At 39.5% G+C, this 15,649-nt stretch carries 12 protein-coding genes; all 12 read left to right on the top strand.

Annotation, left to right across the window (positions count from 1 at the left end; genetic code table 11):
* Positions 1-72 precede the first annotated feature (72 nt).
* The 12 genes from IPZ59_RS04280 to IPZ59_RS04225 all read left to right on the top strand — a co-directional run bounded on the left by IPZ59_RS04280 (position 73) and on the right by IPZ59_RS04225 (position 15,385).
* Positions 73-417 (top strand): hypothetical protein, encoded by a 345-nt coding sequence (locus IPZ59_RS04280; RefSeq protein ID WP_236138645.1) that lies wholly within the window; start codon positions 73-75, stop codon positions 415-417.
* A 421-nt stretch (positions 418-838) separates the two neighbouring features.
* On the top strand, positions 839-1,666 hold the full coding sequence (locus IPZ59_RS04275; RefSeq protein ID WP_236138644.1) for a hypothetical protein: 828 nt from the start codon (positions 839-841) through the stop codon (positions 1,664-1,666).
* Entirely contained in the window at positions 1,663-2,493 is an 831-nt protein-coding gene (locus IPZ59_RS04270) for a TonB-dependent receptor (protein WP_236138643.1), read from the top strand. The genes IPZ59_RS04275 and IPZ59_RS04270 overlap by 4 nt, the downstream gene beginning before the upstream one ends.
* Before the next feature lie 259 nt (positions 2,494-2,752).
* The gene (locus IPZ59_RS04265) at positions 2,753-3,274 is read left to right on the top strand and encodes a hypothetical protein (protein WP_236138642.1); all 522 of its coding nucleotides are present in this window, start codon (positions 2,753-2,755) and stop codon (positions 3,272-3,274) included.
* Between the two features lie 27 nt (positions 3,275-3,301).
* Entirely contained in the window at positions 3,302-4,393 is a 1,092-nt protein-coding gene (locus IPZ59_RS20245) for a S8 family serine peptidase (protein WP_262912253.1), read from the top strand.
* Complete coding sequence (locus tag IPZ59_RS20240; protein ID WP_394800737.1) at positions 4,353-5,804, top strand: S8 family serine peptidase; 1,452 nt, start codon at positions 4,353-4,355, stop codon at positions 5,802-5,804. The genes IPZ59_RS20245 and IPZ59_RS20240 overlap by 41 nt, the downstream gene beginning before the upstream one ends.
* 653 nt (positions 5,805-6,457) lie before the next feature.
* Positions 6,458-6,856: a hypothetical protein gene (locus tag IPZ59_RS04250; RefSeq protein ID WP_236138641.1), complete on the top strand. Its 399-nt coding sequence runs from the start codon at positions 6,458-6,460 to the stop codon at positions 6,854-6,856.
* Between the two features lie 206 nt (positions 6,857-7,062).
* On the top strand, positions 7,063-10,443 hold the full coding sequence (gene ileS / locus IPZ59_RS04245) for an isoleucine--tRNA ligase (protein WP_236138640.1): 3,381 nt from the start codon (positions 7,063-7,065) through the stop codon (positions 10,441-10,443).
* 73 nt (positions 10,444-10,516) lie between these two features.
* The gene (locus tag IPZ59_RS04240; protein ID WP_236138639.1) at positions 10,517-11,236 is read left to right on the top strand and encodes a lipoprotein signal peptidase; all 720 of its coding nucleotides are present in this window, start codon (positions 10,517-10,519) and stop codon (positions 11,234-11,236) included.
* Positions 11,237-11,896: 660 nt separating this feature from the next.
* Positions 11,897-12,859 carry a DPP IV N-terminal domain-containing protein gene (locus IPZ59_RS04235; RefSeq protein ID WP_189581708.1) on the top strand — a complete coding sequence of 321 codons (963 nt, stop codon included), beginning with the start codon at positions 11,897-11,899 and terminating at the stop codon, positions 12,857-12,859.
* 847 nt (positions 12,860-13,706) lie between these two features.
* Positions 13,707-14,441, top strand: coding sequence for an LOG family protein (locus IPZ59_RS04230; RefSeq protein ID WP_236138638.1), 735 nt, complete (start codon positions 13,707-13,709; stop codon positions 14,439-14,441).
* Between the two features lie 2 nt (positions 14,442-14,443).
* The gene (locus IPZ59_RS04225) at positions 14,444-15,385 is read left to right on the top strand and encodes a lytic transglycosylase domain-containing protein (protein WP_236138637.1); all 942 of its coding nucleotides are present in this window, start codon (positions 14,444-14,446) and stop codon (positions 15,383-15,385) included.
* Positions 15,386-15,649: the final 264 nt, after the last annotated feature.

The raw sequence follows: 15,649 nt of genomic DNA, 5'->3' as shown, positions 1-15,649 counted from the left end.
TTTGATAGATAGACCCGATATCACCTTGGTCTATTCCCAACAGGGTATCATTTTAAGGATGCTACTATCGTATTGATAGACAAAGAAAGCAGGAGATTTTACTTCTATAATCCAGGCAGTACACAAAAGTTGTTTCAAGGCGTCCTTCCATTGACTACTGAAGATAGAATCATCAATGTTGAGCTACTAGATGAAAATAAATTTCTATTGGTCTATCGTAATGGACAGGATGGGTTCTACCATGTAACTACGTTTGATATGAGCGGATTAAAAATTTATCCCATTTATTTTTCAAAGTATTTTATACCGAGGGCCAAGGCAATTAATGAGGATGTATATGTAGAATTATCAGGTAAGTTTGCTGAATCGCCCAATCCCGAGTCTATTATTTTGAAATTGAGGAATGGCTTGAGGTAGGACATGAGTTCATTATCATCTAAACCAAATGATTAAGTAATTATTCGTTTTAGTTTAGACTTTTCAACTTTCCTTTTAGATTTCGTAAAACGTTCTACAAGCGCTAATATTTTTTTTATGCTTAAACTTTACAAAAGCTCAGAATACGTTTCAATGATCAGTCGTTCTGCATGGGTCATTGATTAATTTTTAACCAATTTTGAAAATTTCCCCAAGTCATTGTGTGAGATAAATTTTGAAATTAATTTTTGTTCAAAAAAAGCTGGAAATCAGTTTGATGACAAATACTTTATTAGTAAGTTAGTTAAAATTTTATTTTATGAAGAAGCTACTTTTTATTACATTTTTAGTTTTCTTGGCAATTAAAGTCAATGCCCAAAATTGCGGGCATGATGGATTTTGGAATCTAGATTGATGAAAAATGAATAAGATTTATTTGCTTCTGGGATTTTATTGTTTAGTAAATACTACCTGTTTTTCTCAACAGGAACTACTAAATAAGTTTCGGCTGGAAATTGAAGTAGGCTCAAGTATTCCTATAGGAGCATTTTCCAATTCATCCGTTGAGCCCTCCTTGGATCAAAATTTTAATCAGGAAAATCCATATCGAGAATTTAGAGGATTTGTAAAGAAGGAAGGAGGGCAGGCTCAAACCGGAGCCAGTTTAGGTATAACTCTAGCATACACTATTTCTCCCTCATTTTATTTCTCACTTAACTATTCAAGGTTTACAAACCCAGTAGATGTTAGCCCGCAGGAGGACTATTTTGTAGCTAATTTACAGGACAGAGCGGATTCATTTGGGAATGAATTTCAGATTTTGGGTTCGCTCGAATCAGAAAATTATCAAGCTAATGGTTGGTATGGTGGTTTTGGCTATCGTAAAGTCATAGGGGCCTGGTCCTTTTTTGGCGAGGCATATGCAGGAGTTAATCATATGGTTTTTCCATTTTACACTTGGACATTTGACTCCCCCGGGCCAATTACAATTTTGCGTCCTGCTTCTTTTGCAGAGCGTTCTGTCCCTGATAAGTTACCCGCACTCCTATACGGATTGGGTGTTGGAATAGAAAAATCCATCTCGAATAGAATCGGAATTAATCTTAAATTTAAATATTTAACATCAGACCATAGCCACGAGTATTGGACTGTGCCCCTAGTGGGGTCACGAAATTTTGAAATTAAGGATGAAATAAATTTTAAAGTATTTACTGCATCAGGTGGGATATCTTACAAGCTAACAAAATGAAAAAAATATTCTTAACAATAATCCTAATTTTCATCATCTCAGTTGTTTCTTTTTCTCAAACAAAAATCTTCGAAAAAATCGAATTAGGCTTTTCCGGTGGATTGGCTGTACCGGTTGCTCAATTCAATGCAATTTCTATCGCTCCATCGCTGGAACCAGTTCCATCAGGCTCTAGTCCTAGGAGATTTCAGGGATTTCTCAAAAATGAAGGAGGGCAGGCCGAATTGGGTTATAGTCTTGGATTTCACTTGACCTATCATCTCACTTCTTCGGTTTTTCTGAGCCTAAATTATCTAAAAACCCACCATTCCATAGACACTCGTCCACAGCAGATCTATTACGATGCCAATTTTAAATCCCAAATTGATTTAAATGGAGTGCCATTTGAAGTACCAGGAAGACTTGAAAGTGATCCTTATCGTGCTAATTTGTACTTCTTGGGGGTAGGATATCGTTTGCCAATTAATCGTCTTGAAGTTCGATTTACTGGATTAGCAGGGATAAATAATTTGGAGTTTCCTTTTTATACCTGGTTCTTTCAAATTTCCGAGAGCGCCGAAATCAATAGAAGACCTTATCCCATTGACGGTCCAGTACCAACTAGCTTAAGGGAATTCGCCTATGGACTGGAAACCAAGCTAGCTTATCCAATTTCTAAAAATCTAAGCATGAACCTTTCAGCCACCTACCTCCGTTCTGACCATCCTCATGACTATTGGACCAATACGTTGGCTGCATCCATCACTTATGATATTCAGGATGAAATCTGTTATAGGAATCTTGCCCTTCAATTGGGGATTGCTTATCGGTTTGTTGGAAAGAAGTAGGTGGTTAAAATTGCACCCAAAAATTTTTCCAGAAACTATAAAAAAAGTTTTTCATTCCGAAAAATGAATTAATGCTTATCAATTAGTTTGTTTTTAGGGGGGGGGTAACCTAAGGTTTTAGAATAATGTTTGGTTTTTGGGGCTTGGAAAAGTAAAATTTTATCCAACTTGTTGAGGTCAAGCATATTGTGGATTTGTGATATTTGGATATTATACTGAGATTTATACAGTTGAATTATGGCACCTTGTTTTATGAAGTATGAAAAATTTAATTCAAATAATCAAAAATATCCAAAATCGTTTCTTGAAATACGTGTTTATGGTACTTGTCTTTTTGATTCAATTGGCCTGTGTAGAAAAAGAGGACTTTGAAACATTTGAAATGGATGGTTTTATAGTTGGATTTAATCCCTGTACCATCAATCATCAGTATAGGGTTGGCTATGTGATCATTTCCAACGATTTTTCTGATACCATTGCCACTTACAGCCTTTCCCCTAAGAAATTCACAATGCCTGCGCCAGTTGGGCTTAATCCAAATAGGCCGCTTTACACTATACCGGAGCATGAATTCAGGTATTCCGGTGGTTCAGCCTACTTTCCTGAATTCTTATATTATCCCGATTCCTTGATAAAGAATTATCCAATCAAGGTTACCTATCGAAAAGCTTTAGAACATGAACTTCAAATTAATAGATGTCGGGCAGACTTTAATATGGCTGACTTTATCAAGCAATGGTTATTTAATCAGGTGATTGTAGTTAAAGCTTCGAAGAATTAAAATTAATCCAATTCAAAATTCAGCCTTATGAAAACGATTTTTAAATTTCTGATTGTTTTGGGATTGGGCGTAATAGTTGCAGCCAATTTATTGAACAAGACCCAAGATAGGTTCTATTATGCCTACGATGAAAAAATATTTTTGTCGGAAGTGGAGGATAAAATCATTGTACAGTTTACTATCAATAAAAAGTCTGATAGCAGGTTATTACTGTCAGAATTCCCTGATCTTAAAGAGAATGAGATTGACTGGAGAGATGATAGTACTATTGTTTTGAAAACCCGGGGTACTGAATCAGTTAAAATCCAAAAAGATTTGGGAAACAGAGAAGATGTAGCTTCCATTAATCCCATATATAAATCCGTAGAAGGTGTGGAAATGGGATTTACTGATAGGTTTATCATTGAATTAAAAGATAATGTTTCGATAAAAGCCTTACATAAACTGAATACTGAAAATAAGGTGGAGGTTATTAAAGCTAATGAACACTATTTGCTTCTGCAAGTTCCTAGAGGTACAGATGCATTGTCCATGGCCAATTTATATTATGAAAGTGGATTGGTTTATTACAGTCACCCTGATTTCTATGCGGATATTGTTTTCCATCAAGCTGCCAATGATCCTTATTACAATAACCAATTTTATCTCCACAATACCGGGCAGCAAATTGCAGATGGGCGTTTCGGTACTGCCGATGCAGATATTGATGCCCCCGAAGCCTGGACTGTTACCACCGGTAGTTCAAATATCATCGTTGCAATTCTTGATGAGGGAGTTACTTCCAACCACGTAGATCTTCCCAATACCCGACAAGTTCGGCTAAACAGAAGTAACTTCGGTAATGGTAACGAAAACGATCCCTCTCCAACAGGGGATGACAACCACGGTAATGCCTGTGCGGGAATCATAGCCGCTACCCAAAACAACAATATAGGGATTTCAGGTATTGCTCCAGGGGTAAAAATAATGCCAATTAGGATTAAAAATGCATCAATAACAAAAGTTGCAGAGGCAATTGATTTTTCCTATGAAAATGGAGCCCATATTTTATCAAATAGCTGGAATTATGAAAGTATAAATCCAAATTTTTTTCCCTGCAATAAGAGCTGCCATACTTAGGGCAACTACCCTTGGAAGAGGTGGATTGGGTTCTGTTGTTGTCTTTGCAGCCGGCAATACGGCACACCATGCTGCTCCTGTTCCAAATCCAGGAGTAATTTTATTCCCTGCAAATGTGACTGTTCCCGGAGTTTTGACAGTTGGTGCTTCGGACAGGGATGATTTACAGGCCAATTATAGTCCTACTAGTAATCCCGGTTCGCATAATAATCAAATGATTGATATAGTTGCTCCTTCACATAGGGCATATTCTTGTCAGATTCCTACAGAAACCAGAGAAGTTTATACTATAGATATCCCAGGTACACCGGGTTATAATCCAGTAAAGGAAAGAGATTGTTTTAATGCCAGCCCTTTGCCTCCATTAGGTTCCGTCCTTCCCAATACTGGGGCACAGCATCTGGACTTCACTGCAAGGTTTGGAGGAACTTCTGCTGCCTGTCCCCAAGTGGCAGCTGCTGCAGCTTTGGTCCTTTCGGTCCGGCCGGGGTTAACGCAGATGGAGGTATTCAATATTCTTACCCAGACCGCAGATGAGGTAGGTGGATATGTGTATACCAACGGTAGAAGCAATGAACTGGGTTTTGGAAGGCTCAATGTGTGCAGGGCTCTTTCCGGGGCGGTTAATATTCACGGCAATTCCCTTATCTGCACGACAGGTGGATTTTCTGTGGGCACTTTACCGACAGGTTCCACCGTTTCGTGGGTATCATCTAATCCATCAGGCTTAAGCATTAACAGTTCCACCGGATCAGCCACACGTCTCAACAATTATAATGGACCAATAACAATCACTGCCAATATCACCAATGGTTGTGGTACAGCTTCGTCCTCCCGAACGGTATGGGTCGGCACGCCCCATATAACCAATATGGGGGTTAACAATCAGCCTGTTTTTCCAAGTCAGAATGTATCCTTATGTCCGGGCAACCATTTTCTAAATGTCACTCCTGTCGGTGGAAATGTAGGAACAGCCACCTGGACAGTTCCTTCGGGTGTTCCTCATTGGATCGGAAACAATACGATGGACTTTACTTTTCCGTCCCACATGTCGTCCATTACTATCTCCGCAAGGGCTTCCAATTCTTGTGGACAAGGTGCCAACTACAATTTCTTCCTAACGAGACAGACATGGGGGTGCCCAAGCTCTTTTGCTATGGTAGCTTATCCTAATCCTACCAGTGATATCTTAAATATAGAAATGATGCCTGTCACAGCAGATGTTTCTAAGGAAGATGCACCAGCTATTGAGTCCGCCACCTTGCTAAATTCAGAAGGTAGGGAAATGGCCAAAGGTTATAGGGAAGGTTCAAAAATTGTTTTCGATGTCAGAAGCCTGAAAAAGGGTGTTTACTTTATCCATGTAATGGTGGATGGGGAATTAATAAGAGAACAAATTCTGATTGATTAAAGTCTAATTCAAATTTTTAGAAGAAGGGGGAACTGTTGTAGTTCCCCTTTAATTTTTTCTCCATAGGTTCAAGCATGTCTTCCACCTAAAGTCAATTTCTTTAGAATTAAACTTACAACCTATAAAACATTTCTTTTGACTCAGCTAAATGTCAATAATCCCTATTCGTGCCTTTCAGGCCCGGCATTCATACTCGCTACATCATGAAATGTGCTGTACCCATTTCTAAGATATTCCTACCTTTTAGGCCGAGGAGCCGCTACTCGAAATTTTTAATTTCGAGTATAGATAGAAAGAATTTGTAATTCTTTTTCCTTAAAGACAGACAGGATTGAAAATCCTATTTATCTGTGTTCGTTAGCCAACCTCAGGAAAAGCAGGCTTTTTTTTCTAACCAGTAAAAATTGCACCCAAAATTTTTTCAAAAAACTATGAAAAAAGTTTTTAATTCCGAAAAATGAATTAATGCTTATCAATTAGTTTGTTTTTAAGGGGGGGGTGACCTAAGGCTTTAGAATAATGTTTGGTTTTTGGGGCTTGGAAAAGTAAAATTTTATCCAACTTGTTGAGGTCAAGCATATTGTGGATTTGTGATATTTGGATATTATACTGAGATTTATATAGTTGAATTATGGCACCTCGTTTTATGAAGTATGAAAAATTTAATTCAAATAATCAAAAATATCCAAAAGATTAGACTTTTAAAGTTAATTTCAATTGCAATCATTATGCTAATAGTTTCATGTGTGGATAACTCAGAAGATATTACAAGCATAAAATGTGGAGATATTGAATCATTAGAAAAGATGCCATGGTTCAAATCACGTTTCGAATCAATAAAAAATATCCCACAAAGTGCTGTTATTCTTTATAGGTATAATTCAGAAGAAGTCATAGAGTTTCAATCTTCTTTAATGAGTTCTACCAACCAATCTCAATATTTCTGTAACGGAACAAGGTTAGTCTTGGATGATCCGTTGGTTTACCAAGAATTTCTAAAAAACAGAACCAAAGTCAAGGAGTTATTTGGAGTTAGCTTGTGGGGGCTTTGATTAATTTCTTTATTTTTCTCTATTGCAACCGCTTCTCCTCACAATTCCCAATAATTTCTCTCCAATCCTGTAAAATCTCTTAACTTTGTGCCCGCATTCGAGTGTTATACTGCACTAATTGCGGCTGTGTCAAAGGCTTGTCCAGTCCTTTGCAGGTGTACATTGTAATTATCTTGGGGCCAATCCCCATCAAGCTATAGAAGACTGTGAAAAAATACCAGGAGTTTAAGCAAGTAGATTATCCACAGATAGGAGAAAGTATCCTCCAATACTGGAAAGAAAACGACATATTCAATAAGTCTGTCACCCAACGACAAGGGGCTGAAACCTTCACTTTTTTTGAAGGACCACCTTCTGCTAATGGTACACCCGGTATTCACCATGTGATGGCGCGTACCTTGAAGGATATTTTTTGTCGATACAAAACCTTGAAAGGCTTCCAAGTAAAGCGTAAAGGAGGATGGGATACGCACGGTTTGCCGGTAGAATTACAGGTAGAAAAGGAATTGGGGATCACCAAGGAAGATATCGGCAAGAAAATCACCGTAGAGGAATACAACCGCAAATGCCGCGAGACAGTCATGCGTTTCAAAAATGAATGGGATGACCTCACCGAAAAAATCGGCTATTGGGTGGATTTGGATGATCCATACATCACCTTTGAGGCCAACTATATCGAATCCCTGTGGTACCTCTTGCAGCAATTGTACAAAAAAGACTTGTTGTACAAAGGCTACACCATTCAGCCCTACTCTCCTGCTGCGGGGACAGGGCTGAGTTCGCACGAACTCAATCAACCGGGCTGCTACCGGGATGTGAAGGATACCTCCATCACGGCGCAGTTTAAACTCAAAAATCAGGAAAATACCTATATCCTGGCTTGGACGACTACTCCTTGGACCTTACCGTCCAACTCTGCCCTTGCAGTGGGAGAAAACCTGGATTATGTAAAGGTCCAAACCTTCAATCCCTATACCTTCGAGCCGATGTTTGCAATTTTGGCAAAAGCCAGAATGAGCGCCTATTTCAACCCAAAGGCAGCAGATAAGGCATTGGAGGATTTTAAAGGCGGAGACAAATTGATTCCTTACCAAATCGTGGAGGAGTTCAAAGGAAAGGATTTACTTGGGCTGGAATATCAACAGTTATTCCCAATTGCAGAACTGAACCTTCCTCATCCTGCCTTTACGGTTGTAGCAGGTGATTATGTGACTACAGAAGATGGTACGGGTATCGTTCACCTGGCCAAAGCTTTTGGTGCAGATGACTTCCGTACCTTGGTGCAAAATAACATTCCGGGCGTTTTTGTAAAAGATGAAGCAGGCAACGAAGTTCCTGTGGTGGATAAGCAGGGTAAATTTTTGTCTGTAGTAGGCACATATTTAGCTGCTAAAATGAAGGAACACGCAATCAGCGCCCACAAGGAGTTTGGTCCGGATGATTTCTTTGTAAAAAATTACACCAATGATGATGAATCCAACAAGGAATACAAGAATACGGATATCATCATTTCTATCATTTTAAAGAATGAAAACAAGGCCTTCAAGGTCGAAAAATACGAACACAGCTACCCGCATTGCTGGAGAACAGATAAGCCAATCTTGTACTATCCTTTGGAAAGCTGGTTTATCAAAACTACTGCCTACAAGGATAAGTTGGTAGCTCTCAACAAGACCATTAATTGGAAACCTGAAGCTACCGGTACGGGTCGTTTTGGAAACTGGTTGGAAAATCTCGTGGATTGGAACCTGAGCCGTTCCCGATTCTGGGGAACTCCCCTGCCGATCTGGAGAACAGAAGATGGTTCGGAAGAAAAGTGCATTGGTTCCGTACCGGAGTTGCAAGCCGAGATGGACAAAGCCATAGCTGCTGGTGTGATGGAAAAATCTCCTTGGGAAGGCAAAGAAATGGACTTGCATAGGCCCTATGTGGATGATGTGGTCTTGGTTTCTTCTACGGGAGAGAAAATGTTCCGAGAGCCGGATTTGATTGACGTTTGGTTTGACTCGGGTGCCATGCCGTATGCGCAGTGGCATTATCCATTCGAAAATCAAGACATCTTCCAAGCCAACTATCCAGCAGATTACATCGCCGAAGGTGTGGACCAAACAAGAGGCTGGTTCTTTACCTTGCATGCGATTGCAGGAATGCTCTTTGACTCGGTAGCATTCAAAAATGTGATTGCCAATGGTCTGGTGTTGGATAAAAACGGCAACAAAATGTCCAAGCGATTGGGCAATGCGATTGATCCGTTCAAGACCTTGAAAGAATACGGACCGGATGCTTTGCGTTGGTATATGCTCAGCAATGCCAACCCTTGGGATAATTTGAAATTCAATTTGGATGGTGTCGTGGAGGTGCAGCGCAGATTCTTCGGTACGCTTCAAAACACCTATAACTTCTTTGCGCTGTATGCGAATTTGGATGCTTTTGTCTACGACACAAATGCCTCCATCCCTGTAGCTAAGCGTGCCGAATTGGATCAGTGGATCATTTCCAAGTTGCAGTCCTTGATTGCAGAAGTGGAAGGCGCGATGGACAATTACGATGCCACCAAAGCTACCCGTGCGATCATGAACTTTACCGTGGATCACTTGTCCAACTGGTACGTTCGCCTAGCCAGGAAACGATTCTGGAGAGGGGAGATGAATGAGGATAAGCAGGCAGCATACGAGACCTTGTACGAATGCTTATTGAGCATCACACAGTTGATGTCTTCTTTTGCGCCTTTCTATGCAGATTGGTTGTACAAAAATCTGACGGCATCCACCAGCGATGCGTTAGAGTCGGTTCATTTGACGGACTGGAAGTCGGCAGCAAGTGACTTGATTGATCAAGAATTGGAAGCCAGCATGGATATGGCACAGCGCATCAGTTCCTTGGTACACTCCTTGAGAAAAAACAAAGACATCGGCATCAAGGTACGACAGCCTTTGCAGCGCATCATGATTCCTGTCTTGAATGAGCAGACCAAGCGTCAGATCATGCACGTGGAGGAATTGATAAAGTCTGAGGTGAATATTAAGATGGTAGAATACATCGACGATACTTCCGGTATCTTGGTGAAGAATGCCAAGCCTAATTTACCTGTGTTGGGTAAAAAGTTGGGACCAAAAATGCGATTTGTCGTTGCGGCTATCAAATCCTGGGGACAAGAAGAAATCAATACCATCGAAAAGCAGGGCAAGATTATGGTTCCTGCAGATGGAGAAGAGATCGAATTGTTATTGGAAGAAGTATTGATCAGTTCCGAGGATATTCCAGGTTGGTCAGTTGCTACGGACGAAGGTTTGACTGTGGCATTGGACATTACCTTAACTGAAGAATTGAAGCAGGAAGGGATTGCCAGAGATTTGGTCAACCGCGTTCAGAATCTCCGAAAAGACATGGGATTGGAAGTGCAGGATAAGATTCACATCCAAGTAGGCAAACAGGAAGCACTCATCGATGCGGCGATTCAAAACTTTGCTGGCTATATCCAAACCGAAACCCAAGCTTTGACGTTGGAAGTCAGAGACCAAGTGGAAGGTGCGATAGCACTGGATATGGATGATTTCGAATTGCAGGTAAAGGTTACCAAAGCTTAACACAAATAAATCAAGGCTACAGATTGGGGGATTGGCAAAAAATCCTTAAATCTGTAGCTTTCAATTGAAATCCATGAAGTATTTAAAATATTTTGGCATTGCCTTACTCGTAATTGTGCTTGACCAAGTGGTGAAGTTGATTGTCCATTACCAAATGGATTTTGGCACACCTGGACAGATCAAAGTCTTTGGGGATTGGTTTAAATTGCACTATACCACCAATCCAGGCATGGCCTTTGGTATGCAGATTGGCCACGAATATGGTAAGTTATTGTTGACAAGTTTTCGTTTGGTAGCGATGTTTGGGATTGGCTACTACCTCTACAGCATCATTGAGAAAAAAATGCATGCGTTATATATCGTCTGTATCTCCATGATTTTGGGAGGGGCTATTGGTAACCTGATAGACAGTATTTTTTACGGTGTTTGGTTCAATAATGCGCCCTTTAATGCACCAACTCCTTGGTTTCATGGACAAGTAATCGACATGTTTTACATCGATATTTGGGAAGGTTATCTGCCAACTTGGATTCCATTCGTGGGTGGTAGTTATACTGCCTTATGGCCGATTTTTAATATTGCAGATGCTTCCATTTTTGTAGGAGTAGCTATCATTTTAATTTTCCAAGGTAGGTTTTTCAAAGAGGAGGAGAACCAAAAATCAGCGGTAGTTGAGCAAGAGGATGAGATTCAGCGACAGTTTATTGAGGGAGAAGAGGAGAAGCTAGTGGATGAGAACCGAGAGGCGAGAAGCGAGAGTTTAGAATCAGGAGATGAGAAGCGAGAAAAATGAAATATGCTAGCGCGATATAAAGTTGAAATATGCCTTGCGGCGAAATAATTTAAGGGCGTGTAATTACTTGAATTGTTCTTTAAAAACATTCCTCTTTTGTAGGTTTTAACCTACTAAAAATCCAGGAAAGCTAACAGGTTGGAGAAAAAATACGTATGTAGAACCAATCAATTGCCATGGGTTTTAACACATTGGCCGGAATAGTAAGCCACTTAGGAGTGTGGGTTTTAACCCACTTCCAATAATCGTCGGTAGAAAAATTACCCACTATCAAAATTTTGGCTCTCGCCTCGTACAGCTAAATTGAATAAATTTTTTCTTTTGTAAATAAGTTGAAATGAAATAGTTTGAGGTACCCTGTTTTTTTATTTGGGGGTGATTCTTCCGTAATTTTAAATGTAAAGAACTTGAATCATGCAGAAACCTGATATAAAAATATTTTTTTAGGTTTGCTCTCGGTCATTTTTTTGTCTTGTGAATCTAAAACCAGTACAGATAAATCTCTATTTCATACCAGATAGTTGAAAATATAAAGATCCCATTGGATAGTAATAGTTCATCAAAAAAAATTAGAATTTATTTTTTTTAAATTAATTACTATATTAGTTTAATTAATTTTAAAAGTACCTCTTTAATGGGTCTCACAAAAATTCAGTTGCCATGGGATTATCCAAAGCATATTTGATTTATAAAAAATATACCCTTTCAATTGGGATAGTAATTTTTATTAGCCTGCTAATCTGTTGCACAAATGTATTGGAGGAAGATCCTATATGTATTGATGGATGCATTAATTTTGAAGTGATTGACTATGAACCTTCCTGGAGCCCGGATGGCAAATGGATCGCCTATTATCATGTGGACAGCCGAACCGACTATACAGGGATTTACAGGATTAGGCCTGATGGCAGTGAAAACACTTTTTGGATACCCGGTGGACAAAATCCTGCCTGGAGCCCTGATTCCAAATGGCTTGCTTATTCCCTTGGTGCCCAAATCTGGATCACCGAATTGGAAGGTGACAGCTCAGAACAACTGACCTTTGAAGGGAGAAATTTTTCACCAAACTTCGAAGGCTTTTCGAGTAATTTAGTATACAGGAGAAGTTACACTTCTCCTGAAAAAGCTTCAGTTCAAGGTATTTGGATTCTTGATTCGCAAACAAAAGAAATCCGCCAAGTTTATTCGGGAAATATTGGAGATCCTCAATGGTATAACGAGAATGAAATTATTTCTTATAGAGGTGTTCCGGATGGAAAAGGATCAATCCGATTCGACCTCCTTAAAATAGACGTTACTTCTGAGCAAACAAACCTTTTGGGTCTACTTTCAGATCCATTTCATTATCTGGGTTATTTAAGAATTTCCACCGGAAAAGACCGGATTTTATTTACCGCAAATGGAGATGGCCCCGATACAATAGTAAGGACATTTCTTCTATTTCTTGCAGAAAAAAGAAAATCAATGCTATTAAGCAACGCATATAGTGCCGAATGGTCACCGGATAGTAGTAAAATAGTCTATACCAATTCAAATGTAGGCAACGGTAGACTACATATATTGGATTTGGTCAGTAACCAATCATTCCAACTCACTTTTGAAAATCAATTTTTAACCCCTTAACAATTTAATACACGCTATTCCTGCTTTGAAAAGAGGGACAGTTCAAACAGATATTTTTGGCGGACAGTGAGAAGGGGTTCAAAATCCATATTTGGGTGGCATTAATACTCAACCTCTAGGTTAAAGTTCTACATAAGCGGATGAAAGAGGCTGAAGACTTTTCGACCATGATCATGGTGGCAACAAAGAACCTTAGCTCATACGCAAGTCTTGAAAAGTTTCAGCTTTACCCAGAAGCCTACTTTGAAAGTATATTTTTAAAAGATCTTCAAGATATTTAAACCCAATTATTCCTTTCAGGATTAGGGTACTTTTAGACATTCACTATAAAAACTTCATGAGAGATGTTTATTTGAGGTTTCTTAATTTAGTCGGTGATAGTAAATATATTATTTTCTATCGGAACGGTTTTTTGACTTGCCTGCGGACCCTGAAATCTACCCATTACCCATTGATGAATTACATGTGGTTCGTCCCAATTTTAAGATATTGGTATTCAATGAAAAGTTTAAGTATTTAGGAGAAACTGAATTTCATGATTTTGAGGTGGATTCTTACAGAGCTTTTGTTGGAAAGGATGGATTATATTTATCTATGAATAATGAATACCATAAAAACTACAATGAGGATTATATGTATTTTAATGTCATAAGGTTTGATTTCATAAGTAATGAAAAATAACACTATAGAGTCTCTGGTTTTTTTCGGTTTGTTTTTAATTCGATGTTCTTCAAAAACTTCTAAATTCGAACTTTTAAAAACTAAAATCGTTCAATAATCCGTCAATAGATGGAGGTTTCAACGAATTCAAGGAATTTTTATACATTTGAACATAAAAAATATATCTATGAGTAGCAGATTTGAGAATTTTGAGGAGAAGAGAGAAGAAAAAATACGTAAAGCGTTCAAAGAGCGTGATTGGAATGAAATCAAGAGTCAGGACTCTTGGGTAATTTTTAAGGTAATCAGCGAATTTGTAGAGGGTTTTGAGAAGCTTGGTAAAATTGGTCCGTGCGTTTCGGTATTTGGTTCGGCACGTACCCCAGCTGACCATCCGCATTATATCATGGCTGAAGAGATTTCGGCCAAATTGGTGCGTCATGGTTACGGAGTGATCACCGGTGGAGGTCCTGGGATCATGGAGGCAGCCAACAAAGGAGCTAATTCGGAGAATGGTAAGTCCGTTGGTTTGTGTATCAAGCTACCTTTTGAAGCCAAAGGAAATATCTACATTGACCCGGACAAGATGATCATGTTTGATTACTTCTTTGTGCGAAAGGTGATGTTTACGAAATATTCCCAAGGATTTGTCGTGTTGCCTGGTGGATTTGGAACCTTGGATGAATTATTCGAAGCATTGACCTTGATCCAAACCATCAAAATTGGTCGTTTCCCAATCGTATTGGTAGGAAGAGAGTTTTGGGGAGGATTGATTGACTGGATTAAGAAGACCCTTTTGGAAGATTATAAATACATTTCTGAGCCGGATTTAGATTTGTTCTATGTGGTAGATGATGCAGTAGAAGCTGTGAAGGTGATTGATGATTTCTATTCCAAGTATTTACTGACACCAAATTATTAAGCTTGCAGCGATTTCATCTTATAGTGATTTATACCTTGATCGCACTACTCATAGGGGTAGTGCTTTTTCAGTTTAAGCTTTTGCAGGAGGCCTCCGAGCAGCCACAGCTTACAGTCAATACCAGTGATGGCAATCAAATACGGATAACGATTCCCGATAAGCGGGTGAATATTTTTTCCCTACCTGATAAAGTAAATTTCGCAGGTGAAGAACTTCCCTTGAAAGACCCAGAGGTTCGGGAGCGCTTTGAACGAGAGATTTATGTGAATGCCTATTGGGAGTCCAATGCTATTTTGTTGATGAAGCGGGCTAATAAGTTTTTGCCGACTATTGAGAAGATTTTGAAAGAAAATGGTGTTCCTGAGGACTTCAAATACCTAGCGATGGCGGAATCCAATTTGCTGAATGTGGTATCCCCGGCTGGAGCGCGTGGATTTTGGCAGTTTATGGATGCGACGGCCAAGGAATATAACCTTGAAGTGAGCAAAGATGTAGATGAACGTTACCACTTGGAAAAATCTACCGTAGCGGCCTGCAAGTATTTGAAGAAGGCCTATGCTAATTTTGGGAATTGGACTTCTGTGGCCGCGAGTTACAATATGGGAATTTCCGGCCTTTCTAAACGGAAGAACGAGCAGCGTCACAACAATTATTACGACTTGTGGCTCAATGAGGAGACGAGCCGCTACATTTTCAGGATTGTGGCATTTAAGGAGCTTTTTGAGAATTCTGAGCGTTATGGGTTTGAATTGCCAAAGGAGGAGTTGTATGAGCTTCCTACCTTGAGAGCCCTACAAGTGCAGAGTTCCATTCCTAACTTGGCAGATTGGGCGATCAAACACGGTAGCAGCTACAAGGATTTAAAAATCCACAACCCATGGCTTCGCTCCACGAAACTGAATGTCTCCAAAGGCAAGACCTACACCATCCTTCTGCCCGTTTGATGTCTTGCCACTATCTTTTTTTAGCCACTGATTTTCACAGATGAACACAGATGTTTTGCTGACGCAAATTGGTATTTGTAACCACAGCCCATTAATTCCACCTTATTTCAAAAAATAAGTTCACGCCACGCCCGCTACGATTATCGCAACGAGCGCAAACTTTTTTGATACGCCCCCAATATCCATAAATATCCAAATATCAATCAATATCTTTTTTCGACACTGATCTTCACAGATTATCACAGATGCTTTGCTGGCGCAAAT

This window comes from Mongoliitalea daihaiensis, assembly GCF_021596945.1.
GTDB classification, from domain to species: domain Bacteria; phylum Bacteroidota; class Bacteroidia; order Cytophagales; family Cyclobacteriaceae; genus Mongoliitalea; species Mongoliitalea daihaiensis.
The sequence above is the reverse complement of the archived record's forward strand: the minus strand, read 5'-3'. Positions and strand labels throughout refer to the sequence as shown.

What these genes read in the sequence shown, in the direction of transcription:
- IPZ59_RS04265 (WP_236138642.1), top strand. Translation starts at nt 2,753, where the DNA reads ATGAAAAATTTAATTCAAATAATCAAAAATATCCAAAATCGTTTCTTG.
- IPZ59_RS04270 (WP_236138643.1), top strand. Translation starts at nt 1,663, where the DNA reads ATGAAAAAAATATTCTTAACAATAATCCTAATTTTCATCATCTCAGTT.
- IPZ59_RS04250 (WP_236138641.1), top strand. Translation starts at nt 6,458, where the DNA reads ATGAAAAATTTAATTCAAATAATCAAAAATATCCAAAAGATTAGACTT.
- IPZ59_RS04235 (WP_189581708.1), top strand. Translation starts at nt 11,897, where the DNA reads ATGGGATTATCCAAAGCATATTTGATTTATAAAAAATATACCCTTTCA.
- IPZ59_RS20245 (WP_262912253.1), top strand. Translation starts at nt 3,302, where the DNA reads ATGAAAACGATTTTTAAATTTCTGATTGTTTTGGGATTGGGCGTAATA.
- IPZ59_RS04275 (WP_236138644.1), top strand. Translation starts at nt 839, where the DNA reads ATGAATAAGATTTATTTGCTTCTGGGATTTTATTGTTTAGTAAATACT.
- IPZ59_RS04240 (WP_236138639.1), top strand. Translation starts at nt 10,517, where the DNA reads ATGAAGTATTTAAAATATTTTGGCATTGCCTTACTCGTAATTGTGCTT.
- IPZ59_RS04230 (WP_236138638.1), top strand. Translation starts at nt 13,707, where the DNA reads ATGAGTAGCAGATTTGAGAATTTTGAGGAGAAGAGAGAAGAAAAAATA.